The organism is Kitasatospora sp. NPDC032121 (assembly GCF_055580145.1).
Genome location: NZ_JBVILX010000008.1, coordinates 108,010 through 130,907, shown reverse-complemented (window position 1 = coordinate 130,907; position 22,898 = coordinate 108,010). Strand labels below are relative to the sequence as shown.

At 73.5% G+C, this 22,898-nt stretch carries 12 protein-coding genes; 6 read left to right on the top strand and 6 right to left on the bottom strand.

What is annotated here, in order from left to right:
• The first annotated feature begins 354 nt into the window (after nt 1-354).
• From ACZ5OX_RS21575 to ACZ5OX_RS21565, 3 genes are all read left to right on the top strand, one after another.
• Nucleotides 355-1,602: a ribonuclease D gene (locus ACZ5OX_RS21575; protein WP_465632068.1), complete on the top strand. Its 1,248-nt coding sequence runs from the start codon at nt 355-357 to the stop codon at nt 1,600-1,602.
• 271 nt (nt 1,603-1,873) lie between these two features.
• Nucleotides 1,874-3,118: a thiolase family protein gene (locus ACZ5OX_RS21570; protein WP_392878599.1), complete on the top strand. Its 1,245-nt coding sequence runs from the start codon at nt 1,874-1,876 to the stop codon at nt 3,116-3,118.
• A gap of 2 nt (nt 3,119-3,120) precedes the next feature.
• Nucleotides 3,121-5,268, top strand: a complete 2,148-nt coding sequence (locus tag ACZ5OX_RS21565; RefSeq protein WP_465632066.1) for a 3-hydroxyacyl-CoA dehydrogenase NAD-binding domain-containing protein — start codon at nt 3,121-3,123, stop codon at nt 5,266-5,268.
• Between the two features lie 177 nt (nt 5,269-5,445).
• Here the strand turns inward: ACZ5OX_RS21565 and ACZ5OX_RS21560 are convergent, their stop codons facing one another.
• From ACZ5OX_RS21560 to ACZ5OX_RS21550, 3 genes are all read right to left on the bottom strand, one after another.
• Complete coding sequence (locus ACZ5OX_RS21560; RefSeq protein ID WP_449789303.1) at nt 5,446-6,972, bottom strand: ArnT family glycosyltransferase; 1,527 nt, start codon at nt 6,970-6,972, stop codon at nt 5,446-5,448.
• A 151-nt stretch (nt 6,973-7,123) separates the two neighbouring features.
• Entirely contained in the window at nt 7,124-9,031 is a 1,908-nt protein-coding gene (dxs, locus tag ACZ5OX_RS21555) for a 1-deoxy-D-xylulose-5-phosphate synthase (protein ID WP_465632064.1), read from the bottom strand.
• A gap of 372 nt (nt 9,032-9,403) precedes the next feature.
• Nucleotides 9,404-10,582, bottom strand: coding sequence for an ROK family transcriptional regulator (locus ACZ5OX_RS21550; RefSeq protein WP_465632062.1), 1,179 nt, complete (start codon nt 10,580-10,582; stop codon nt 9,404-9,406).
• Nucleotides 10,583-11,052: 470 nt separating this feature from the next.
• On the opposite strand from ACZ5OX_RS21550, the gene ACZ5OX_RS21545 reads away from it, so the two are divergent.
• The gene (locus ACZ5OX_RS21545) at nt 11,053-12,741 is read left to right on the top strand and encodes an outer membrane protein assembly factor BamB family protein (RefSeq protein ID WP_465632060.1); all 1,689 of its coding nucleotides are present in this window, start codon (nt 11,053-11,055) and stop codon (nt 12,739-12,741) included.
• A gap of 160 nt (nt 12,742-12,901) precedes the next feature.
• Nucleotides 12,902-15,481: an aminopeptidase N gene (gene pepN, locus ACZ5OX_RS21540; RefSeq protein WP_465632058.1), complete on the top strand. Its 2,580-nt coding sequence runs from the start codon at nt 12,902-12,904 to the stop codon at nt 15,479-15,481.
• Between the two features lie 154 nt (nt 15,482-15,635).
• On the opposite strand, the gene ACZ5OX_RS21535 is transcribed toward pepN, so the two are convergent.
• The 3 genes from ACZ5OX_RS21535 to ACZ5OX_RS21525 all read right to left on the bottom strand — a co-directional run bounded on the left by ACZ5OX_RS21535 (nt 15,636) and on the right by ACZ5OX_RS21525 (nt 18,611).
• Nucleotides 15,636-15,863: a hypothetical protein gene (locus ACZ5OX_RS21535; RefSeq protein WP_449789298.1), complete on the bottom strand. Its 228-nt coding sequence runs from the start codon at nt 15,861-15,863 to the stop codon at nt 15,636-15,638.
• Nucleotides 15,864-15,883: 20 nt separating this feature from the next.
• Nucleotides 15,884-18,022 carry a 4-alpha-glucanotransferase gene (malQ, locus tag ACZ5OX_RS21530; RefSeq protein ID WP_465632056.1) on the bottom strand — a complete coding sequence of 713 codons (2,139 nt, stop codon included), beginning with the start codon at nt 18,020-18,022 and terminating at the stop codon, nt 15,884-15,886.
• 118 nt (nt 18,023-18,140) lie between these two features.
• Nucleotides 18,141-18,611 (bottom strand): hypothetical protein, encoded by a 471-nt coding sequence (locus ACZ5OX_RS21525; protein ID WP_465632054.1) that lies wholly within the window; start codon nt 18,609-18,611, stop codon nt 18,141-18,143.
• Nucleotides 18,612-18,824: 213 nt separating this feature from the next.
• On the opposite strand from ACZ5OX_RS21525, the gene ACZ5OX_RS21520 reads away from it, so the two are divergent.
• Nucleotides 18,825-22,796, top strand: coding sequence for a beta-N-acetylglucosaminidase domain-containing protein (locus ACZ5OX_RS21520; RefSeq protein WP_465632052.1), 3,972 nt, complete (start codon nt 18,825-18,827; stop codon nt 22,794-22,796).
• The last annotated feature ends 102 nt before the right edge of the window (nt 22,797-22,898 follow it).

Genomic DNA, 22,898 nt, shown 5'->3' with positions numbered 1-22,898 from the left:
CAAAACACCACAGCCCCACCCACCCACCCCCCCCCCCCCCCCCCCCCCCCCCCCCCTCCCCCCCCCCCCCCCCCCCCCCCCCCCCCGCCGAGCTGTCTCCCCTTCGGCCGCTGGTGCGCCGCCGTCCCGGTGCCCGCGGCGCGTGGACACCACCCCGCGGCGTGTGGACCCCGCCCCGCGGGCGGGCGGTCCCGGCCCCGGCAGCGCCCCGGGCGCGGTCCGGGCACGACCCGCGCACCGGCCCGTTCGCCGACCCGATCACCGGCCCGGCCGCCCTCCCGGGTGAGCGGGCGATCAACAGTCTGACCAGTCCGACAACACTCCCGGCCGCGAGGACCGTCGTACCCTTGGGGGGTGACCGACGCCGTAGCAGCCATCCCAGAAGAAGCAGCCCCGGTCCCGCTCCTCGAACCGAGGGAGGGGATCCCGCCCGTGGTGGCGGACGAGCACACGCTGGCCGACATCGTCGCCGCCTTCGCCTCGGGCACCGGACCGGTGGCCATCGACGCCGAACGGGCCTCCGGCTACCGCTACGGGCAGCGCGCCTACCTCATTCAGCTGCGCCGCGAGGGTTCCGGCTCCGCCCTGATCGACCCGATCGCCTGCCCGGACCTCAGCGCGCTCGGCCGGGCCGTCGAGGACGCCGAGTGGGTCGTCCACGCGGCCAGCCAGGACCTGCCCTGCCTGTCCGAGGTCGGCATGAGACCCCGGCGCCTGTTCGACACCGAGCTGGCCGGGCGGATCGCCGGCTTCCCCCGGGTCGGCCTCGGGCCGATGACCGAGAACATCCTCGGACTGAGCCTGGCCAAGGAGCACTCCGCGGTCGACTGGTCCACCCGCCCGCTGCCCGAGCCGTGGCTGCGCTACGCCGCTCTGGACGTCGAGGTGCTGGTCGAGCTGCGCGACGCACTCGAACGGGAGCTGGACGCCCAGGGCAAGCTCGGCTGGGCGATGGAGGAGTTCGCCTCGATCGCCGCCGCGCCCCGCCCGGCCCCGCGCACCGACCCGTGGCGCCGCACCTCGCAGCTGCACAAGATCCGCCGCCGCCGTCAGCTGGCCGTGGTGCGCGAGCTGTGGCTGGTCCGCGACCGGATGGCCCAGGAGCGCGACGTCTCTCCCGGCCGGGTGCTGGCGGACGCCGCGATCGTCAACGCCGCGCTGGCCATGCCGCTGACCATCGCCTCACTGCAGGCCGTCCAGGGCTTCGGCCCCCGGGTGCACCGGCGCCAGCTGGAGCAGTGGCTGGCGGCCGTGCAGCGCGGCCGGGAGATCCCGGAGAACCTGCTGCCGCCGGCCACCGCTCCGCACGACGGACCGCCGCCGCCGCGGGCCTGGGCCGAGAAGGACCCGGTGGCCGCCGCCCGGCTCACCGGCGCGCGCGGCGCGATCGCCGAGCTGGCCGAGCGGTACCACGTGCCGGCCGAGAACCTGATCACCCCGGACCTGGTCCGGCGGGTCTCCTGGCAGCCGCCGGCCGAGCCGGGCCCGGAGCACGTGGCCGCCGCGCTGCGCGGGCTCGGCGCCCGGCAGTGGCAGGTGGACCTGGTGGCGCCGGCGGTGGCCGCCGCGTTCGCCGCTGCCGCGGCCGCGACCCAGGGCTGATCGGGGCGCGGGCCGATCCGCGACTCGATCCGGCCACCGGTGGAAGGGGATGTCGTCCGTACGGGCGACATCCCCTTCGTCGTACCCCGGACGGACGCTCCTGGTCGGACGGGTCGGGGAACGTGTCGGGGGACACATGGTCAGATCCCTCCGAGGGGCCTGGGCAGGTTGGTTACCGGCGGGTAGCATGACCGTGATGCGGCGCCGCTCGGGTCTTCGACGGCGGCAGCCTGCCCACCTCGAAATGTTGGTCCCTGGGAGGAGAGCCCCCGTGCCTCGTACCGCGAGGGACGTCGTCTTCGTCGATGGCGTCCGCACCCCGTTCGGCAAGGCCGGCCCGAAGGGCATCTACCACGAGACGCGCGCCGACGACCTGGTCGTCAAGTGCATCCGGGAGCTCGTGCGCCGTAACCCGAACCTGCCCGTCGAGCGCATCGACGAGGTCGCCGTCGCGGCCACCACGCAGATCGGCGACCAGGGTCTGACCATCGGGCGCACCGCCGCCCTGCTGGCCGGCCTGCCGAAGTCCGTCCCGGGCTACGCGATCGACCGCATGTGCGCCGGCGCGCTGACCGCCGTGACCACCACCGCCGGCGGCATCGCCTTCGGCGCGTACGACGTGGTCGTGGCCGGCGGCGTCGAGCACATGGGCCGCCACCCGATGGGCGAGGGCGTCGACCCGAACCCGCGCTTCGTCTCCGAGAAGCTGGTCGACGAGTCCGCCCTGTTCATGGGCATGACCGCGGAGAACCTGCACGACCGCTTCCCGCACCTGACCAAGGAGCGCTGCGACGCCTACGCCGTGCGCTCCCAGGAGAAGGCCGCCAAGGCGTACGCCAACGGCGACATCCAGCCCGACCTGGTGCCGATCACGATCCGCAACACCAACCCCGAGGTCGGCGAGACCGGCTGGGGCCTGGCCACCGTGGACGAGCCGATGCGCCCGGGCACCACGATGGAGAACCTGGCGGGCCTCAAGACCCCGTTCCGCCCGCACGGCAACATCACCGCCGGCAACTCGGCCGGTCTGAACGACGGCGCCACCGCCTCGCTGCTGGCCGCCGAGGACGTCGCCGAGGAGCTCGGCCTCCCGGTCAAGATGCGCCTGGTCTCCTTCGCCTTCGCGGGCGTCGAGCCCGAGGTCATGGGTGTCGGCCCGGTGCCGGCCACCGAGAAGGCGCTGGCCAAGGCCGGTCTGACCATCGACGACATCCAGGCCTTCGAGGTCAACGAGGCCTTCGCCGTCCAGGTCCTGGCCTTCCTGGACCACTTCGGCATCGCGGACGACGACGAGCGGGTCAACCCGTACGGCGGTGCGATCGCCTTCGGCCACCCGCTGGCCTCCTCCGGCGTGCGCCTGATGAACCAGCTGGCCCGCCGCTTCGAGCAGCGCCCGGACGTCCGCTACGGCCTGACCACGATGTGCATCGGCTTCGGCATGGGCGGCACCATCATCTGGGAGAACCCCCACTGGAGCGGAGAGACCCGGAACACCGAGCTCGAGGGTGGTAAGTGACCATGGCCGACACCACTGAGCTGCTCACCCGCGGCGCCGAGCTCTTCCCGGGCGAGGTCGTCACGACCGCGCACGTCCGCCACCTCGACCTGCCGCTGCAGGCCGGCAAGCTGGCCCTGATCACCCTCGACAACGGCTTCGACCACACCAAGCCGACCACCTTCGGCCCGGGCTCGCTGCTCAAGCTGAACGCGGCGCTGGACCAGGTCGAGGCCGAGGCCGCCGAGGGCAAGATCGTCGGTGCCGCGATCACCGGCAAGCCGTTCATCTTCGCGGTCGGCGCCGACCTCAAGGGCGTCGAGCTGCTCAAGGAGCACGCGGACGCGCTGGCCATCGGCAAGGGCGGCCACGACGTCTTCAAGCGGATCGCCTCGCTGCCCGTCCCCACCTTCGCCTTCTACAACGGCGCGGCGATGGGCGGCGGCGTCGAGGTCGGCCTGCACTGCGACTACCGCACGGTGTCGGCGGGCGTCCCGGCCTTCTCGCTGCCCGAGGTCTTCCTCGGCCTCGTCCCCGGCTGGGGCGGCTGCACCATCCTGCCGAACCTGGTGGGTGCCGGTAAGGCCGTCAAGGTCATCATCGAGAACTCGATGAACCAGAACAAGCAGCTCAAGGGCAAGGACGTGTTCGAGCTGGGGATCGCCGACGCGATCTTCGAGCCGGCCGACTTCCTGGAGCAGTCGCTGCTCTGGGCCGCCAAGGTCGTCAAGGGCGACGTCGTCGTCGAGCGCGAGGCGATCGACCGCGGCAAGGCCTGGGACGACGCCGTCCTCTGGGGCCGCATGGTCGCCGACGGCAAGGTGCACGGCGCCGCCCCGGCCGCCTACAAGGCGCTGGACATCATCGCCGCCGCCAAGGACTTCGACCTGGCGGACAAGGCGAGCCTGCAGGCCGGCTTCGACGCCGAGGACGCGGCCCTGGCCGACCTCATCATGAGCGGCGAGCTGCGCAGCGGCATCTACGCCTTCAACCTGGTGCAGCGCCGGGCCAAGCGCCCGGTCGGCGCGCCGGACAAGTCGCTGGCCCGCCCGGTCACCAAGGTCGGCGTCGTCGGTGCCGGTCTGATGGCCTCGCAGCTGGCGCTGCTGTTCGCCCGCCGTCTGGAGGTGCCGGTGGTCCTCACCGACATCGACCAGGAGCGCGTCGACAAGGGCGTCGGCTACGTCCACGCCGAGATCGACAAGCTGCTCGGCAAGGGCCGGATCAGCCCGGACAAGGCCAACCGCCTCAAGGGCCTGGTCTCCGGCTCGCTGGACAAGGCCGCCGCCTTCGGCGACGCGGACTTCGTCATCGAGGCCGTGTTCGAGGAGATGGGCGTCAAGCAGACCGTCTTCGCGGACCTGGAGAAGGTCGTCTCGCCGACCTGCGTGCTGGCGACCAACACCTCCTCGCTGTCGGTCACCGAGATGGCCTCGAAGCTGCAGCACCCCGAGCGGGTCGTCGGCTTCCACTTCTTCAACCCCGTCGCGATCCTGCCGCTGCTGGAGATCGTCCGCGGCGACAGCACCGACGACGCCTCGCTGGCCACCGCCTTCGCGGTGTCCAAGAAGCTGAAGAAGACCTCGGTCCTGTGCAAGGACCGCCCGGCGTTCGTGGTGAACCGGATCCTGACCCGCTTCATGGGCGAGATCCAGAACATCATCGACGAGGGCACCCCGATCGCCGACGTCGAGAAGGCCGTCGAGCCGCTCGGCCTGCCGATGTCCCCGATCGTGCTGCTGGAGCTGGTCGGCCCGGCCATCGCCCTGCACGTTTCGGAGACCCTGCACGGCGCCTTCCCGGAGCGGTTCACCGTCTCCGAGAACCTCGCCAAGGTGGTCAAGGCCGGCAAGCGCGGCTTCTACACCTGGACGGACGGCCAGCAGGTCCTCGACCCCGAGGTGCTGGAGCTGCTGTCCTTCGGCGACTCGGTGCTCACCGAGGAGCAGGTCCGCGCCCGTGCCCTGGAGGCCGTGGCGCAGGAGATCGGCCTGATGCTGGAGGAGGGTGTCGTCGCCGAGGCGCAGGACATCGACCTCTGCATGATCACCGGTGCCGGCTGGCCCTTCCACCTGGGCGGGATCACCCCGTACCTGGACCGTGAGGGCATCTCCGAGCGGGTGAACGGCAAGCCGTTCCTCGCCGTCGGTGTGGCCTCGGTGCCCGCCTAAGGAAGGCCCGCACCCGGAACACGGAGGAGCCCCGGTGACCCATTGGTCACCGGGGCTCCTCCGTGTGTACGGGGTTCCCGTCCGATGTGCTGTGCACGGAGTTGTCGGGCGTTCACTCCGTGTACAGGGGCCTCGGGGGTCCTGGTGGTCTCTGCGCTCTCGGCGCTCTCGGTGCCCTCAGTGCTTGAGGCGGTAGACCACGGTGTCGGCGAAGACGCCGACCATCTCGTAGTGGGTGTCCAGCAGGTTCTCGATCCTGGGGACCATGACCGGCTGGTACGGGGCGATGCCGGAGTCGTCGACCACGACCTCGGGCAGGCCGTTGGCGAGCTCCTTGTCGAAGGTCTGCCAGGCGTTGGAGACGCTGAACTGTTCGCCGACGTTCTGGTTGCCGTCCTTGCCGCCGCTGTAGTTGGTCAGGAAGCCGGCGGTCAGGTAGCGGCTGGCGGGCTTGCGGTCGGCCAGCCAGTAGAGCTCGGGGTGCATGCCCCAGACCAGCACGGTGTCCTTGGGGGTGGTCTGGGCGGCGACGGCGGTGGCCACCTCGGTGGTGCGGTTGAGCCGCTCCCCCGGCCAGGCCAGTGCCAGGCACCAGAACACCGTGGCGGCGGCCGTGGTGTACAGCAGGACGGGCTTCCAGCGGATCGCCGAGGTGGCGACCGCCCCGGTGCCGAGCAGGACCAGCGGCGGCATCAGCTGGAGGTAGTAGTGGCCGAAGAAGTGGAAGCCCACGCTGACCGCGACGACCGAGGAGAGCAGCCAGACCCACAGGTCGGTGGTCGAGCCGTGCTCCTCGCCGGCCACCGGCAGCGGGCGGTGGCGGTACTTGAGCCAGAGCCGTCGCCCGACCGGGAGCAGGAAGCCCAGGCCGGCCGCGGCCAGGATGGCCGAGTTGCCGAACGCCCGGCCGAGCATCTGGAGCCAGGCGCCGCCGAAGGAGGCGTAGTCGCCGCTGCCGGTGACCACCCAGAACAGGAAGCCCTTGGGCTTGGTGAGGATCACCGCGACCAGCGCTATCGGCAGGGTGAAACCGAACCCGATCTTGAACAGCGCGGGCGGCCAGCGCACCCCGCGCCGACGGGCGTCCTGGAACAGCATCCAGAGCACCGGCAGCAGCACCGCGCCGCCGGTCTGCTTGGTCAGTGAGCACAGGGCGACGGCGATGCCCGCGGCCAGCCAGCGGCGCCGTTCGGCGTACCGGAAGGCGGCCACCATGGCGGGCAGCATGAAGACCTCGAAGGTCGCCGCCTGGGTGTCCTCCGGGGAGAGCCCGATGGAGACCAGCAGGTAGAGCAGCCCGGCCCCGGCCCCGGCCCGGTTGCCCCAGCGGCCGCGGGCGATCGAGGCCAGCAGGATCGCGGTGACCAGGTGGGCCACCACCGCCAGGGTGCGCAGCGGCCAGAGCGAGGCGGAGCCGAAGACCGCGAAGCAGGCCTGGTAGAGCCAGGGCAGCAGCGGCGGCTTGCGGTCGACCACGGTGTCGTACAGCACCCCGCCGTCCGCCAGCATCCGGGCCTGGGTGGCCAGGAAGCCCTCGTCCGGGCTCCAGACGGGACGGGCGAAGGAGGGGATGTGGGTGAGCAGGGCGACCAACGCGAGAACCGGCACCAGCCTGGTCCAGTACCCGGTCAGCACACGGGTACGGACGCGCTCGGGCAGGCGCTCGGCCAGTCCGGTGAGGCGGAGGCGGGTGGGGGTCGACACGGGTGACAACCTACCGGGCGGGACCGGCGCCGGTGGCGCCGGTCCCGCCTTTCGGTGCGATTGTCAGCTTGTCTTACGACGAACTGTTACGGAGTTACGACAAACGGTCGTCGGTGGAACGGGGAGCGGTCCACGGGGACCGCCGCCCCGGTCAGGCCTTGACCGGTGCGGCGTCCAGCTTGGCGACCAGCGCGGTCACCTTCCGGGCGATGTCCGGGGCGTTCAGGCCGATCTCGGCCAGGATCTCGGCCCGGCTGGCGTGGTCCAGGAACTCCTGCGGGATGCCGAAGTCGCGCACCGGCAGGTCCACGTCCGCGTCCCGCAGCGCCTGCGCCACGGCCGCGCCGACGCCGCCCACCCGGCCGTTGTCCTCGATGGTGACGACCACCCGGTGCTCGGCGGCCAGGCCCGGCAGGGCCGGGTCCACCGGCTTGACCCAGCGCGGGTCCACCACGGTGGCGGTGATGCCCTGGGCGGCCAGCAGGTCGGCGACCTCCAGGCTGGTGAGGGCCATCGCACCGACCGAGACGATCAGCACATCGGCGCGGTGGGCGCCGGAGGGCTCCTCGGCGGCGCGTAGCACGTCCATGCCGCCGACCCGGCCGACCGCGGGGACGGCCGGGCCGACCGTGCCCTTGGAGTAGCGGACCACGGTCGGGGCGTCCTTGACCTCGACGGCCTCGCGCAGCTGGGCGCGGACCTGGTCGGCGTCGCGCGGGGCGGCCAGCCGCAGGGTCGGGATGATCTGCAGCATCGACATGTCCCACATGCCGTTGTGCGAGGCGCCGTCGTCACCGGTGACGCCGGCCCGGTCCAGGACGAAGGTGACGCCCAGCTTGTGCAGGGCGACGTCCATCAGGACCTGGTCGAAGGCCCGGTTCAGGAAGGTCGCGTAGACCGCGAACACCGGGTGCAGGCCGTTGGTGGCCAGGCCGGCCGCGCTGGTGACGGCGTGCTGCTCGGCGATGCCGACGTCGAAGATGCGGTCCGGGAAGGCCTCGGCGAACGGGGCCAGGCCCACCGGGTGGAGCATGGCGGCGGTGATGCCGACGATGTCCTCGCGCTCGTGGCCGAGCGCGACCATCTCCTCCGCGAAGACCGAGGTCCAGCTCTGCCCGCCGCCGCTCTGGATCGGCAGGCCGGTCTCCGGGTGGATCTTGCCGACCGCGTGGAAGCGGTCCTCGTCGTTGTTCTCGGCGGCGTGGTAGCCGCGGCCCTTCTCGGTGAGGCAGTGCACGATCACCGGGCCGCCGAAGCCGCGCGCCTTGGTCAGCGCGGACTCCAGGGCGGTCAGGTCGTGGCCGTCGATCGGGCCGATGTACTTGAGGCCGAGGTCCTCGAACATGCCCTGCGGGGCGATGAAGTCCTTGAGGCCCTTCTTGGCACCGTGCAGCGTCTCGAACAGCTGCTGGCCGACCACCGGGGTGCGCTGGAGCGCCTCCTTGCCCCAGGACAGGAAGCGCTCGTAGCCCTGGGTGGTGCGCAGGGTGGCGAGGTGGTTGGCCAGGCCGCCGATGGTCGGCGAGTACGAGCGCTCGTTGTCGTTGACGACGATGACCAGCGGACGGTCCTTGGCGTCGGCGATGTTGTTGAGCGCCTCCCAGGCCATGCCGCCGGTGAGCGCGCCGTCGCCGATCACGGCGACGACCGGGTCGTTCTTGCCCAGCAGCTGGTTGGCCTTGGCCAGGCCGTCGGCGTACGACAGGACGGTGGAGGCGTGCGAGTTCTCGATCACGTCGTGCTCGGACTCGGCGCGGGACGGGTAGCCGGACAGGCCGCCCTTCATCCGCAGCCGGGAGAAGTCCTGGCGGCCGGTGAGCAGCTTGTGGACGTAGCTCTGGTGACCGGTGTCGAAGAGGATGCGGTCACGCGGTGAGTCGAAGACCCGGTGCAGCGCGATGGTGAGCTCCACCACGCCGAGGTTGGGGCCGAGGTGGCCGCCCGTCTTGGAGACCTCGGTCACCAGGAAGGTCCGGATCTCCTGGGCCAGTGCGGCCAGCTGTCCGGGCGTGAGCCGGTCGAGATCGCGCGGTCCCCGAATGCGGGTCAGCAGGGCCACCCGTTCCTCCTCGTTCAGTGTTCGCGGACCACGGACGGTCCGACGGGCGTCGCTGCCCGGTCCGGTGGCACGCCGACGGTCCCGGCCGGTGCCGACCGGTCGAGTCTAATGTCCGCCTGCCGAACACCGAGCGGCGCGCCCGGTACCACTGTTCGGTCGTGCCGTTCCGGGAGGTCGGGCAGGGGAGGCGGGTCATCTCGGATTGACGCACGCGCGTTCGAGCATGCTTATGCGGTCGGGCCGGCCGCTCGGAAGTCGGACCGTCCGGGATCGACCGTTCGGAGCCGACCCTTCAGAGACGACTGTTCGAGGCTGACCGTTCAGGATCGGCCGTTCGGAGCCGACCGCTCGGGACGGCCCCGGCCGGCGGCCTCACGCGCGGCCGAGCGCGCCGGACTCCCCCATCTCGCTCATCACCAGGGCCAGCGCGCCGAGCACCTCGGCCCGGCCGCCGAGGGTGCCGGGGACGACCGAGAGCTGACGGGCGGCGCTCGGGATCGCGTAGCGGGCCACCGAGTCCCGGATCGGGCCGAGCACCAGTTCGCCGGCCTCGGCGAGGTCGCCGCCGAGGATGACCCGGCGGGGGTTGAGCAGGTTGCACAGGGTGGCGACGCCGGTGCCGATCTGCCGGCCCGCGTCGGCGATCACCCGGCGGCAGCCGAGGTCGCCCTGCTGGGCCAGCTCGACCACGCGGGGCAGGCTGAGGTCAGGGCCGAGGGTGGAGACCAGCAGCGAGAGCAGGTAGCGGGAGCCGACGAAGGTCTCCAGGCAGCCGCGGTTGCCGCAGCGGCAGACCGGCCCGGCCTCGTCCAGGGTGATGTGCCCGATCTCGCCCGCGGTGCCGCCCGGCCCCCGGTAGATCTGGCCGTTCACCACCAGCCCGGCGCCGACACCGCTGGCGACCTTGATGTAGGCGAGGTCGCTCAGCCCGCGCCCGGCGCCCCAGACCAGCTCGCCGAGCGCACCCAGGTTGGCGTCGTTGTCCACGTGCACCGGCATGCCGAGCCGCTCGGCCAGCTCCCGGCCCGGGGCGATGCCCGTCCAGCCGGGCAGGATCGCGGTGGAGCCGAGCGCACCCGTCTCCACGTCGATCGGTCCTGGCACGCCGAGGCCGACGCCGATCACCTTGTCGGAGCGGAACCCGGCCTGCGCCAGCAGCCGCTCGACCATCGCCTCGGCGCGGTCGAAGCCCTGCTGGGCGGAGACGTCCACGTCGATCGGGGCGCTCTCCTCGGCCAGCACCCGGTGGGCCAGGTTGCCGACCGCGACGCGCAGGTGGGTGTGGCCGAAGTCGATGCCGACCACGATGCCGGCGTCCCCGCTCAGCGAGACGCTGCGGGCGCGGCGGCCGCCGGAGGAGGTGTCGGCGACCACGACGGTGCCGCTCTCCTTCAACTCCCGCACGATGTTGGAGACGGTGGCCGCGGACAGGCCGGTGCCGCGGGCGATCTCGGCCTGGGTCAGCGACCCGGCCATCCGCACCGCGCGGAGCACCCGTTCCAGGTTCGCCCGGTGCAGCGACGACTGCGAGCCCGGTGTGTCCGTCGACATGATCCACCCTCCCAGGGCGGGGACCCCTCCGCCGGGTGTCCCCTTCAACTCCTGAAGGGTACGGCCCGGGGGCCGGGCCGGGGATCCCGGCCGGAAGGGACGGGAGCGGAAGGGAGCGCGGAGGGCGGCGGGCCGGCGCGGGCCGGGACACCGGGCGCCGGCGTGGGGGCGCGGTGATCGGCGGGTGAAGGTGTTGCACGGCCTGGACCTGCGGGTACGGGGAACCGCGGTCCTGGCGGCGGCCGAAATGCGCACACCACTAGCATGGTGCCCAATTCTCACCGTCCCACCGGAGCCGTGGCCGGCGCCGACAGGGGACGCTTCCAGACATGACGGGGAATCAGATGGCAGGGGATCACCCTACGCCGGGGGCAGGCGAAACGCCCGCCAGCGGTCCGCAGGACAACCGGGGCGTCTCGTTCGGACGCCCGCCGGGCGGCGGTGTGGATCCGGCCGCCGTCGCGGACCAGATGACGCAGCTCGACGGCGCGGCCGTCCCCGGCCCGGCCGCGCCCGCGGGCCCGCCGCCCGCCCAGCCACCGGCACCGCCCGCACAGCCGCCGGCCCAGCCGCCCGCGCAACCGCCCGTCGGCAGCCCGGAGTACGCGGCGTACGCGCCGACCGCGACCGGCTTCCCCACCCAGGCCCCGCCGCCGCCCGGCGCCGCACCGGTCGGCCCGTACGACCCGGTCCCCGGCGCGTACGGCGCCCCGGACTCCGGGCAGGCGTACAACGCGGGCGGCTACAACTACCAGCAGCAGCCCGGCTACAGCTACCCCGTCGCACCCGTCGCGCCCAAGCAGCGCAACCCCGTGCTGCTGTGGGGCGGGATCATCGGCGGCGTGCTGGCGATCTCGATCGTGATCGCCCTGGTCGTCCTGCTCAAGGACCCCAAGCACGACCCCGACCCGACCCCGGGCCCGGTCGCCGGCGACAACGGCGGCACCGGCGACGGCGGCACCGGCGACGGCGGGACCAGCAGCGGTCCCACCCCCGCCCCCAAGGGCGGCACCTTCAACGTCGCCTGGAGCGCCCCCAAGCCGGCCGGCGCTGACGGCTCGCCCCAGATGCTCGGCGTCTGGGGCACCGACAAGCTCGCCGTGCGCGTCGACGGTTCCGGCATCAAGGCCTACAACCTGGGCGACGGCAAGGAGGCGTGGACCATCCCCGTCCCGAGCGGCAGCAAGGAGCTGTGCACCGCCTCGTACGCCCCCAACTCCAAGGGCGTCGCCGCCGTCTCCTTCAACACCGGTGACAGCGACTGCTCCACCGTCGGCGCCGTCGACCTGGCCCAGGGCAAGCTGCTCTGGAGCGTCAAGGTCTCGGCCGACCGGATGTCCTCGCCGACCCTCAGCGTCACCGAGAACGTCGTCGCCGTCGGCGGCAACGCGGTCGGTGCCCTGAACATCGCCAACGGCCAGCCGGCCTGGCAGTACCAGCCGCGCGACAAGGACTGCGTCCTGCGCGGCAAGGCGGCCGGCGCCCAGATCGCGGTCAGCGACCGCTGCTACGGCACCAGCGGCCCGAAGTCGCAGCTGGTCATCGTCAACGCCGAGACCGGCAAGCCGGCCAGCGCCCCGGTCACCCTCACCGGCAACATCGAGCAGGTCGACTCGGTCATCCAGGACAAGCCGCTGGTGCTGCTGATGTCCAGCGGCCCGCAGGGCGACTACATCCTGCCGTTCGACAAGGACAACAAGCCGGGCAACCAGATGTCCGTCAAGGAGCCCGGCGCGGACAGCCTGCGGCTCTCCGGCCAGGACGAGGCCGTCACCCACAACGTGGTCAGCGGCACCACGCTGTACGTCCAGGTCAGCGGCAGCAAGGCCGGCATCAACGCCTACGACCTGACCACCGGCAAGCGGCTGTGGTCGGCCAACTCCGGCTCGGCCAGCAACGACATGCGCCTGGTCGCCGGGACGGACAAGGACGGCAAGGTCCGCGCGATCGTCGACCAGGGCTACAACAAGCCGGCCCGACTGGTGACGCTCTCGCCGACCGACGGTTCGATGACCGACCTCGGCACCATGACCATGCCGAGCAGCATGAACATCGGCAGCAGCAGCAACGAGTACGTGCTCTCGGCGGACGGCGCCTCGGTCTACGCCTTCCGCCGCCTCAGCTCCAGCGACGGTCCGCTGACCAAGTGGAAGAAGTGACGCCGGGGTGACCCCGGGGGCATGACCCCACGTCGTGACCGACCCGGGCGGGGCGGGAACGGGCTGACCGCCCGGGCCCGCCCCGCCGTGATTTTCCGGCCGCCCCGTACGTTGGACGTGCGAGGATTCGGACCATCAGTCTGACAAAGGAGTGCAGCGAGTGCCCGGCACAAACCTGACCCGTGAGGAGGCCCGCACCCGGGCCGACCTCCTCCACGTGGACGCGTACGACATCGAGCTCGACCTCGGTTCGGCCCGCGAGGGCGGCACCTTCCGGTCCACCACCGTGGTCCGGTTCACCGCCACCACCCCCGGCGCGGAGACCTTCATCGACCTCGTCGCCCCGAGCGTCGAGGAGATCACCCTCAACGGCGTGCGGCTCGACCCGGCGAGCTTCGCCGACAGCCGGATCCCGCTGCCGGGCCTGGCGGCCGAGAACGAGCTGCGGGTCGTCGCGAACTGCGAGTACACCAACACCGGTGAGGGCCTGCACCGGTTCGTCGACCCGGTCGACGGCGAGACCTACCTGTACACCCAGTTCGAGGTGCCGGACGCCCGCCGGGTCTTCGCCAACTTCGAGCAGCCCGACCTGAAGGCCGCGTTCGCGTTCACCGTGACCGCGCCCGCGGGCTGGGTCGTGGTCTCCAACTCGCCGACCCCGGAGCCGGTCGGCGAGGGCGACACCCGGGTCTGGACCTTCGAGCCCACCGGCCGGATCTCCAGCTACATCACCGCGCTCGTCGCCGGCCCGTACGTCGGGGTCTTCGACACCTACGAGAACGGCGAGCAGAAGGTGCCGCTGGGCGTCTACTGCCGGCCCTCGCTGCGCGAGTTCCTGGACCCGGAGGCCGTCTTCGAGGTCACCAAGCAGGGCTTCGACTACTTCCAGGAGAAGTTCGACTTCCCGTACCCGTTCGCCAAGTACGACCAGCTCTTCGTCCCGGAGTTCAACGCCGGCGCGATGGAGAACGCGGGCGCCGTCACCCTGCGCGACCAGTACGTGTTCCGCTCCAAGGTCACCGACGCCGCGTACGAGGCCCGCGCCGCGACGATCCTGCACGAGCTCGCCCACATGTGGTTCGGCGACCTCGTCACCATGGAGTGGTGGAACGATCTCTGGCTCAACGAGTCCTTCGCGACCTACGCCGAGGCGGTCTGCCAGGCCGAGGCCCCCGGCTCCAGGTGGCCGCACTCCTGGACCACGTTCGCCAACCAGATGAAGACCTGGGCGTACCGGCAGGACCAGCTGCCGTCCACCCACCCGATCATGGCGGACATCAACGACCTGGAGGACGTCCAGGTCAACTTCGACGGCATCACCTACGCCAAGGGCGCCTCGGTGCTCAAGCAGCTGGTGGCGTACGTCGGCCAGGACGCGTTCTTCCAGGGCGTGCAGGCGTACTTCAAGCGCCACGCCTGGGGCAACACCCGGCTCAGTGACCTGCTCGGCGCCCTGGAGGAGGCCAGCGGCCGCGACCTCAAGGCCTGGTCCAAGGCCTGGCTGGAGACCGCCGGCATCAACGTGCTGCGGCCCGCCGTCACCGTCAACACCGACGGCGAGATCGAGTCCTTCGCGGTGCTCCAGGAGGCCCCCGCGCTGCCCGCCGGCGCCAAGGGCGAGGCCGTGCTGCGCCCGCACCGCATCGCGATCGGCCTGTACGAGCTGAACGGCGACGCGCTGGTGCGCACCGACCGGATCGAGCTGGACGTCGACGGCCCGCGCACCGAGGTGCCCGAGCTGGTCGGCCGCCACCGCCCGGCCGTCGTGCTGCTGAACGACGACGACCTCTCGTACGCCAAGATCCGGCTGGACGAGGACTCGATGGCCGTCGTCACCGAGCACCTCGGCGGCTTCGCCGACTCGCTGCCGCGCGCGCTGTGCTGGGCCTCCGCCTGGGACATGACCCGCGACGGCGAGCTGGCCGCCCGCGACTACCTGTCGCTGGCACTGTCCGGCATCGGCCGCGAGAGCGACATCGGCGTGGTGCAGTCCGTGCACCGCCAGGTCAAGCTCGCCCTCGACGCCTACACCGACCCGCAGTGGCGTGAGCAGGGCCTCGAGCGCTGGGCCGCCGCCGCGGAGGAGCACCTGCGCGCCGCCGAGCCCGGCAGCGACCACCAGCTGGCCTGGGCCCGCGCCCTCGCCTCGGTCGCCCGTACGGACGGTCAGCTGGACCTGCTCGCCGGGCTGCTGGACGGCACCGTCGAGGTCAAGGGCCTCGCGGTGGACACCGAGCTGCGCTGGACGCTGCTGGTGCGCCTCGCGGCCACCGGGCGGGCCGACGAGGCCGCCATCGCCGCCGAGCTGGAGCGGGACAACACCGCGGCCGGCCAGGAGCACGCGGCCACCTGCCGCGCCGCCCGGCCGACCGCCGAGGCCAAGGCGCAGGCCTGGGCGTCGGTGGTGGAGTCCGACAAGCTGACGAACTATGTGCAGGAAGCGGTCATCGCGGGCTTCCAGCAGTCCGACCAGCGCGAGCTGCTCGCGCCGTACGCGGCGAAGTACTTCGCGGCGGTGAAGGGCATCTGGGAGACCCGAAGCCACGAGATCTCGCAGCAGATCATCGTCGGGCTGTACCCGGCCCTGGAGGTCACGCAGGAGACGCTGGACGCGACCGACGCGTGGCTGGCCTCGGCCGAGCCGGCGCCGGCCCTGCGACGCCAGGTCGTCGAGGCGCGGGCGGGCGTCGAGCGCGCGCTCAAGGCCCAGGCGGTCGACCGTGCGGCGGGGGCCCGCTGACGGTGCGCGGATAGCCCGAAGGGGCGCCGGACGGGATCGTCCGGCGCCCCTTCGGGGTTGGTGCGGGTCCTGGGTGGACGCGTGCTTCCGTGGCGGTCGCGGGCTTCCGTGGCGAACGCGGGCTCAGGTGGCCGGCGCCCGCCTCCACGCGGCGTTACTTCTTCTTGCCCTTGCCGTACGGCAGGCCGGCCAGACCGGCGATCACCGCGAAGGCGACGAGCGGGAGGAACACGAACAGGCCGAGGGTCTCGCCGACGCTCAGGCCGGAACCGGGGTCGTCACCGTCGTCCCGGGCGAAGGCCATGGCGGGCGACGACAGCAGCATCATCAGCGTGACCGTTGCGCTAACCGCGCCGGCTCGCAAAGCGTTCCTCTTGTCCACGTTTCCAACTTACTCGCTGCTTATGGGAGGGCGCGCGTCGGGGTCCGCCTGGCAGAGTCGGGCAGGGCGAGGAGCCGCGCGAGCAGGCCGGCGGCGGGGGCGGTGGCGAGGCGTTCGAGGGTGACCGGGTCGCCGGCGCCGTCGGCGACCGGGAGACGCCAGTTCGGATACTGGTCCCAGGTGCCGGGCAGGTTCTGCGGGCGCGGGTCGCCGACCAGGTCCGGCAGCCAGACCCCGATCAGCTCCGCCGGGGTGGCCCGCAGGAAGCGGTACAGCACCGGCATCGACAGCGGCTCGTCCGGGCCGATCAGCCCCAGCCGGACCAGTTCGGCCCGCCAGTCCGCCAGCTCCGCCGCCGCCCGCTCCTGCTCCTCCCCCAGCGGCCTGGCCAGCAGGCCCAGCCGGTGCCGCAGCTCGACGTGCTCGCCGGAGAGCCGGGCCGCGGTGCTCGGCAGGTCGTGGGTGGTGAGGGTGGCCAGGCAGCCCGGCCGCCAGCGGTCCGGGTCCAGGATCGCGCCGTCGGCCTGCCAGTCCCGCTCGAACCAGAGCACCGAGGTGCCGAGCACCCCGCGCGCCGCCAGCTCCTCCCGCACACCCGGCTCCACCGTGCCGAGGTCCTCGCCGATCACCGCCGTACCGGCCCGGTGCGCCTCCAGCGCCAGCACGCCGAGCATCGCCTCCGCGTCGTAGCGCACGTACACGCCCTCGGTCGGCGGGTGGCCGTTCGGCACCCACCAGAGCCGGAACAGGCCCATCACATGGTCGATCCGCACCGCCCCGGCGTGTCGGGCGGTGGCCCGCAGCAGCTCCGCGAACGGGGCGTAGCCGGCCTCGGCGAGCGCGTCCGGGCGCCACGGCGGCAGGCCCCAGTCCTGGCCATGGGCGTTGAAGGCGTCCGGCGGGGCGCCGACCGAGATGCCGCCGGCCAGCACGTCCTGCAGCGCCCAGGCGTCCGCGCCGTCCGGGTGGACGCCGACGGCCAGGTCGTGGATCAGCCCGACCGGCATGCCCGCCTCGCGGGCCGCGCGCTGGGCGTGGGCGAGCTGCTGGTCGACCTGCCAGGCGAGCCAGCGGTGGAACTCGACCCGCGCCCCGAGCTCCTTCTCCGCCCGCTCCACCTGTGGGCCGTCCGGGTGACGCAGGCCCTTCGGCCAGTGGTGCCACACCGGGCCGTGCTCCTCGGCCAGGGCGTTCCACAGCGCGTGCCGGCGCAGCCACTCCCCCTCGCGGTGCCGGTACGCCTCGTACTCGGCCTGCCGCCCGGGCCCGCGCGGTACCCGGTGCAGCATTTCCAGGGCCTCGCGCTTGAGCCGCCAGACGGCGTCCCGGTCGATCAGGGCGTCGTGGCCGAGGACCTCCTCGCGCAGCCGGGCGGCGCGGCGGGTCAGCTCCTCGGCGTGGTCGCGCTGGTCGCCGACCAGGTAGGCGTACTCGGGGACGGCCTCGATCCGCAGGTGCACCGGGTCGGCGAAGCGGCGCGAGGACGGGCGGTACGGGGAGGGGTCGGAGGGGGTGCCGGGAAGGGCCTGGTGCAGCGGATTGATCTGCACGAAGCCCGCGCCGAGCCCTGCCCCCGCCCACCGGGCCAGCTCGACGAGGTCGCCGAGGTCGCCCATGCCCCAGGAGCGCTCGGACAGCACGGAGTACAGCTGGGCGAGGAACCCCCAGCCGCGGCACGGGAGTTGCGGCAGCCGCTCGGGGGCGACGATCAGCGCGGCCCGGGCGGTCCCCGTGGTGCTCTCCGCCGTGAGCACGTGGCGGCCCAGCGGGAGGTCCCCCGGCACCCAGTGCGAGTGCCCGCGCGGCAGCTCCCAACTCCCGCCGTCCTCCAGCTCCACGAGCAGCCGGGCATCCGCCGGCAGGTCCAGCGCGGTGCGCCGTCCCTGCCGCACCACCACGCACGGCGGCAGCAACCGGCCCCGCTGCTCGGCCCGGTGACGCTCCAGCGCCTCCCCCACCTCCTGCGGCGACCCGGCCGCCACCCCCATCGCCCCCAGCACCGCCACCAGCGTCCGCGCCCCCACCGCCTGCCCGCCCGGCCCCGGGTAGCGGGTGTCCACCCCGTACGCCTGCGCCAGCGCCACCAGTTCGGCGGGCGGCGGCGGGGCATCCTGCGCCGGTACCTGCTCGGCTCCGTCACTGTCGTGGTAAGCGGCCACTCGCGGCTCCTGCGATGTCTCGGCAACGCCCGGTCGGAACAGCCACAGTCCTACCCGCGTGACGCCACGATCACCCAGCGCGACACGACGGTGCCGGGGCGGATCGGCCAGGGGCGGCTCAGCAGGACTTGAGGGCTCTGGCGCGGAACTTGTCGGGCTTCACCCGGGTCGTGCCGACGCCCTTGATGGTGAGGACCTCGTCACCCTTGAGCTTGTCCAGGTCGGCGAGCGTGAAGTCCATGACGATGTCCGCGGCGCCGAGGAGGTAGGTCCGGTCGCGGCTCAGGGCGGTGAGGCCGGTGGCGGTGGCGCTCCAGCCGGGGGGTGTGACGAAGAGCGGGAAGCGGTCCGTCCGGTCCTCCCAGGAGCCGGGGGTGATCGTCCACTCCTCCCGCAGGTCGGTGCGGGTGGTCGCGACTGTCACCGACCCCACCTGGCCCCATGAACAGAGCGGGGCGAGGACGGCGAAGCCGTCGCCGTCCCGCTGGAGGCCGGCGGTCGGCTCGGGCGACGGGGAGCACCCCGTGGCCGTGAGCAGGCCGACCGCGATCAGGGCCGGCGGCCATCGGCGCGCCGGTGGTCGGACCATCCGCTGTCCCCTCCCCCGGGCACGGTTGACGCTGCGCCACACCCTGACGCCGATTCTGCTGGGCGCGGCCGGTCCGCGCCAGGGGTCGGACCCGATCTCCACAAGGGGATAAAACAGAACAAAGCCGGCATAGCCGTCGACGGCGTTGACACCCGGGTTGGCCAGCTGGTGGGGTTGCCGGAGATGTGGTCGTGGCCTGGCGAGGAGGCTCCTGTGCAAGCCCGAGTGTCCGTTGCGGCCGGGCGGCGGCTGCGGTCGCAGTTGGAGCAGAGTCCCGCGTTGCGGGACGTCGTGCAGCACCCCGCGGCGGTGGCGGCGCGGCGGGCGACGGCGCGGACGTGCCGTCAGTTGGCGCCGCGTACGGCGGACCGGCTGATCGCCGACCTCAAGGGGACGGAGCCGCTGCTGGCGTCCGTGCGGGAGGAGCGGGCCGAACGGGCCGAACGGGCCGAGCTCGCCGCCGGGCGGCCGGGGCGGCGGACGATGCAGATAGCCGCCGGGGTCGCGGCCGCGGCGGTGGTCGGCGGGCTGCTGGCCGGCTCGGTGCCGTCGACGGCGTACGCGGCGCCCGCCGCGGCTTCGGCGCCGGACGTGGTGAGTGCCGCGCCGCAGACGCCGCTGGGCAGCGTGACCGACCCGAAGGTGTTCCCGAAGCCGCAGCAGCAGACGGTGGCGGGCCGGCCCGTCACGGTGCCGGCGGCCGTGACGCTGGTGACCGCTCCCAAGGTGGACCAGGGCGCGGTGCGGGCCGTCCACGAGGTGCTGGAGGTCGCCGGGGCGACCGAGGTGACGCCGCAGCCGGACGGCGGGACGCCGGCCGCCGGCACGCTGGTGGTGTACGTCGGCGGGCCCGCCGAGGGCGCCGGCGGCGAGACCGGCCGGGTGCTGCGGCAGTTGGCGGTCGCGGCGGGCGGCAAGGAGGACGCCGCGCCCTCGACCGCGGGCATGCCGGCCGGCGGGTACGTGCTGTCGGCCGGTCAGCTGCCCGCCCAGGGCGGCGGGACGTACGGCGCCGTGGTGCTGTCCGGCGTGGACGCCACCGGCACCTTCTACGCCGCGCAGAGCCTGCGTCAGCTGCTCGCCGCCGTACCGGCCGGGCAGGGGCAGGCGTCGGGTGCGGCCGGGCTCGGACTGCCCGGGATCACGCTGCGGGACTGGCCGACCGGCGCGCCGGTGCGCGGCACCGCCGAGGCCTTCTACGGCACCCCGTGGACCGCCCGGCAGCGGCTGGAGCAGGTCGACTTCCTGGGCCGCTCCAAGCAGAACTTCTACCTCTACGCGCCCGGTGACGACCCGTACCGGCTCTCCCGCTGGCGCAACGCCTACCCCGCAGCCCAGGCCGAGGAGCTGCGCGAGCTGGGCTTCCGGGCGCGGCAGAACCACGTCACGCTCGGCTACGCGATCGACCCGGGGCAGTCCCTCTGCTTCAGCTCCGGCAAGGACGTGGACGCGCTGGTGAACAAGCTGGACGGGCTGCGGGGGCTCGGCTTCACCGCCTTCCAGCTGCAGTTCCTGGACGTCAGCTACGACGAGTGGCACTGCGGCGACGACCGCGACGAGTACGGCACCGGGCCCGCCGCGGCCGCCAAGGCCCAGGCCGAGCTGGTGAAGAAGGTGCAGGACCGGCTGGTGGCGCGGAACCCGGGCCTGGCGCCGCTGTCCGTCGTCCCCACCGAGTACCACCAGCAGGGCTCCACCCCGTACCGCAAGGCGCTGGCGGCGGCGCTGCCGGAGGGCGTCCAGGTGGCGTGGAGCGGGGCCGGGGTGATCCCGGAGAAGATCACCGGCGCCCAGGCCTCGGACACCGCCGGGCTGTACGGGCACCCGCTGCTCACCATGGACAACTACCCGGTCAACGACGCCACCCCGGACCGGCTCTTCCTCGGCGCCTACGCCGGGCGCGACCCGGAGGTGGCCACCCGCTCGGCGGCGCTGCTGACCGGCGCGATGCAGCAGCCGGTGGCGTCCCGGATCGCCCTCTCGACGGCCGGCGACTTCGCCTGGAACCCGGCCGGGTACAAGCCGGAGGAGTCCTGGCAGGCCGCCGTGCGCTCGCTGGCCGGGCCGACCGGCGCCGCCCCGACGCCCGCCGGGACGGCGCTGTCGGCGGTCACCGCGCTGGCCGGGAACAGCACTTCGTCCCCGCTGTCCAAGCAGGAGTCCGGCTATCTGACGCCGCTGCTGGACCGCTTCTGGGCGGCCGCCGAGCCCACCTCGGGCGCCACCCCCGACGTCGCCCGCCTGGTCGAGGCCGCCGCCCCGCTGCGGGAGGCCTTCGCCACCATGGCCACCGCCCAGCAGACCCTGGCCGGCACCCCGGCCACCGCCCAGCTGGCCGGCGAGGCCGCGCCCTGGCTGGGCCCGCTGCGCGACTACGGGCTGGCCGGGCAGGCCGCCCTGGACATGCTGCTGGCGCAGCGCGGCGGCGACGGCACCGCGGCCTGGAAGGCCAGGGTCGAGCTCAACCGGCTGCGCGAGCAGCTGGACCGGGCCCCGGCCACCGTCGGCACCGGGGTGCTCGGCCCGTTCCTGGACCGCGCCGTGCGCGCCGCCGACAACTGGGCGGGCGTGGGCGGCGGCGCGCTCACCCCGACCACCACCATGGGCACCGCGCAGGACCACCTGCCCGCGCTGATGACCGACGGCGTGGCCGACACCTTCTACTGGAGCTCCGCTCCCCCGCAGCCCGGCGACGCGGTCGGCCTGGACCTCGGCGCGGGCCGCCCGGTCAGCGGCGTGACCGTACTGATGGGCGGCTGGGGCAACGGCCCGGACGCCCGCACCGCCGAGGACGACTACATCCGCGACGGCGTGCTGGAGTACACGACCGGCGAGGGCGGCTGGAAGCAGCTCGCCGCGGTCAGGAACCAGAAGACGGTCAGCACCCAGCTCCCGCCGGGCACCGTGGTACGGGCGGTGCGGCTGCGGGCCACCGCCGCGCAGAAGACCGCCGTCGCGGTGCGCGAGTTCACCGTCACCTCCCCGGACGAGTCCCCGGCCAGCGTCAGCGGCGGTCCCGACGCGGCGCCCGGCTCCTCCGCCGCCGCCGTGCTGGACGGCAACCCGGACACCGCGTACCGGGCCGCCAAGGCGCCGACGGCACTCGACGAGCCGCTCGTCGTCGAGCTCGGCGCGGCCCGTCCGCTGGACCGGCTCACCGTGCTGACCGACCCGGCCGTGCACGCCACCGCCACCCTCGCGGTGCGCAGGGCCGACGGCACCTGGGCCGACCTCGGCACCGTGCAGCCCGGCTACAACGAGCTGTCGGCCGGCGGGCTGGCCGCCGACGCGTTCCGGCTGACCTGGCGGCCCGGCGGCGACCCTCCGGTGGTCAACCAGGTGATCCCGTGGTACGCGGACGCCCCGGCGGCCCGGCTCAGCCTCGCCGACCCGGCCCTGGACGTGGTCACCGGCGCCGCGGCCCCGGTGACGACCCGGGCCACCGTCGAGGCCGGCCGCCCCGAGGGCACCACCGGCGAGCTGCGCACCGAGGTGCCGGCCGCCGCCAAGGGCCTGACCGTGACCCCGGCCGGCCCGGTGAGCGTGCCGCGCGGTGGCCGGGTCGGCGTGCCGCTGCTGGTGAGCGCCGCCGCGGACACGCCGTCCGGGACGTACCAGGTGCCGGTGCAGTTCGTGGCCGGCGGCACCACCGTCCGGCAGGTCCTCCAGGTGCACGTGGTGCCGCCCACCGGCGGTCCTGACCTGGCGCCCGGCGCCAAGGCCACCTCCTCGGGCGACGAGACGGCGGCCTTCCCGGCCTCGGCGGTCAACGACGGCGATCCGAAGACCCGCTGGTCCTCGCCGGCCAAGGACGACGCCTGGGTGCGGCTGGAGCTGCCGCAGCCGACCAGGCTGGGCGCGGCGGTGCTGCACTGGCAGGCCGCGTACGCCGCCTCGTACCGGATCCAGGTCTCGACGGACGGGAACACCTGGACGAACGCGGCGACGGTGGACAACGGCAGGGGCGGCGACGAGACGGTCCGCTTCGACGCGCCCGGGGTCCGGTACGTCCGGGTGCAGGGCGTGGCGCGGGCGACCAAGTACGGCTACTCGCTGTTCGGCATCGAGCTGTACGCCGTGACCCCGCCGGCCGCGCCGCAGCCCCCGGCCGGCGGCCAGCCCGCCCAGCCCGGCGGCGTGCCGGGCGCCCCTGCGGCGCCTCCCGCGACGGCGCAGAAGCCGTAGCCGCAGCCCGTGGCCGTAGCCCGTGGCCATGGCCCGCAGCCCGCAGGCCGTGGCCGTGGCCGTGGCGTGGCGCAGCGTGGCCGGGCAGGGAGCCGGGCCGGG

Bases quoted from the DNA above. Each gene is read 5' to 3' on its own strand.
- ACZ5OX_RS21525 (WP_465632054.1), bottom strand. From the start codon at position 18,611: ATGGTCCGACCACCGGCGCGCCGATGGCCGCCGGCCCTGATCGCGGTC.
- ACZ5OX_RS21565 (WP_465632066.1), top strand. From the start codon at position 3,121: ATGGCCGACACCACTGAGCTGCTCACCCGCGGCGCCGAGCTCTTCCCG.
- ACZ5OX_RS21550 (WP_465632062.1), bottom strand. From the start codon at position 10,582: ATGTCGACGGACACACCGGGCTCGCAGTCGTCGCTGCACCGGGCGAAC.
- ACZ5OX_RS21545 (WP_465632060.1), top strand. From the start codon at position 11,053: ATGACGCAGCTCGACGGCGCGGCCGTCCCCGGCCCGGCCGCGCCCGCG.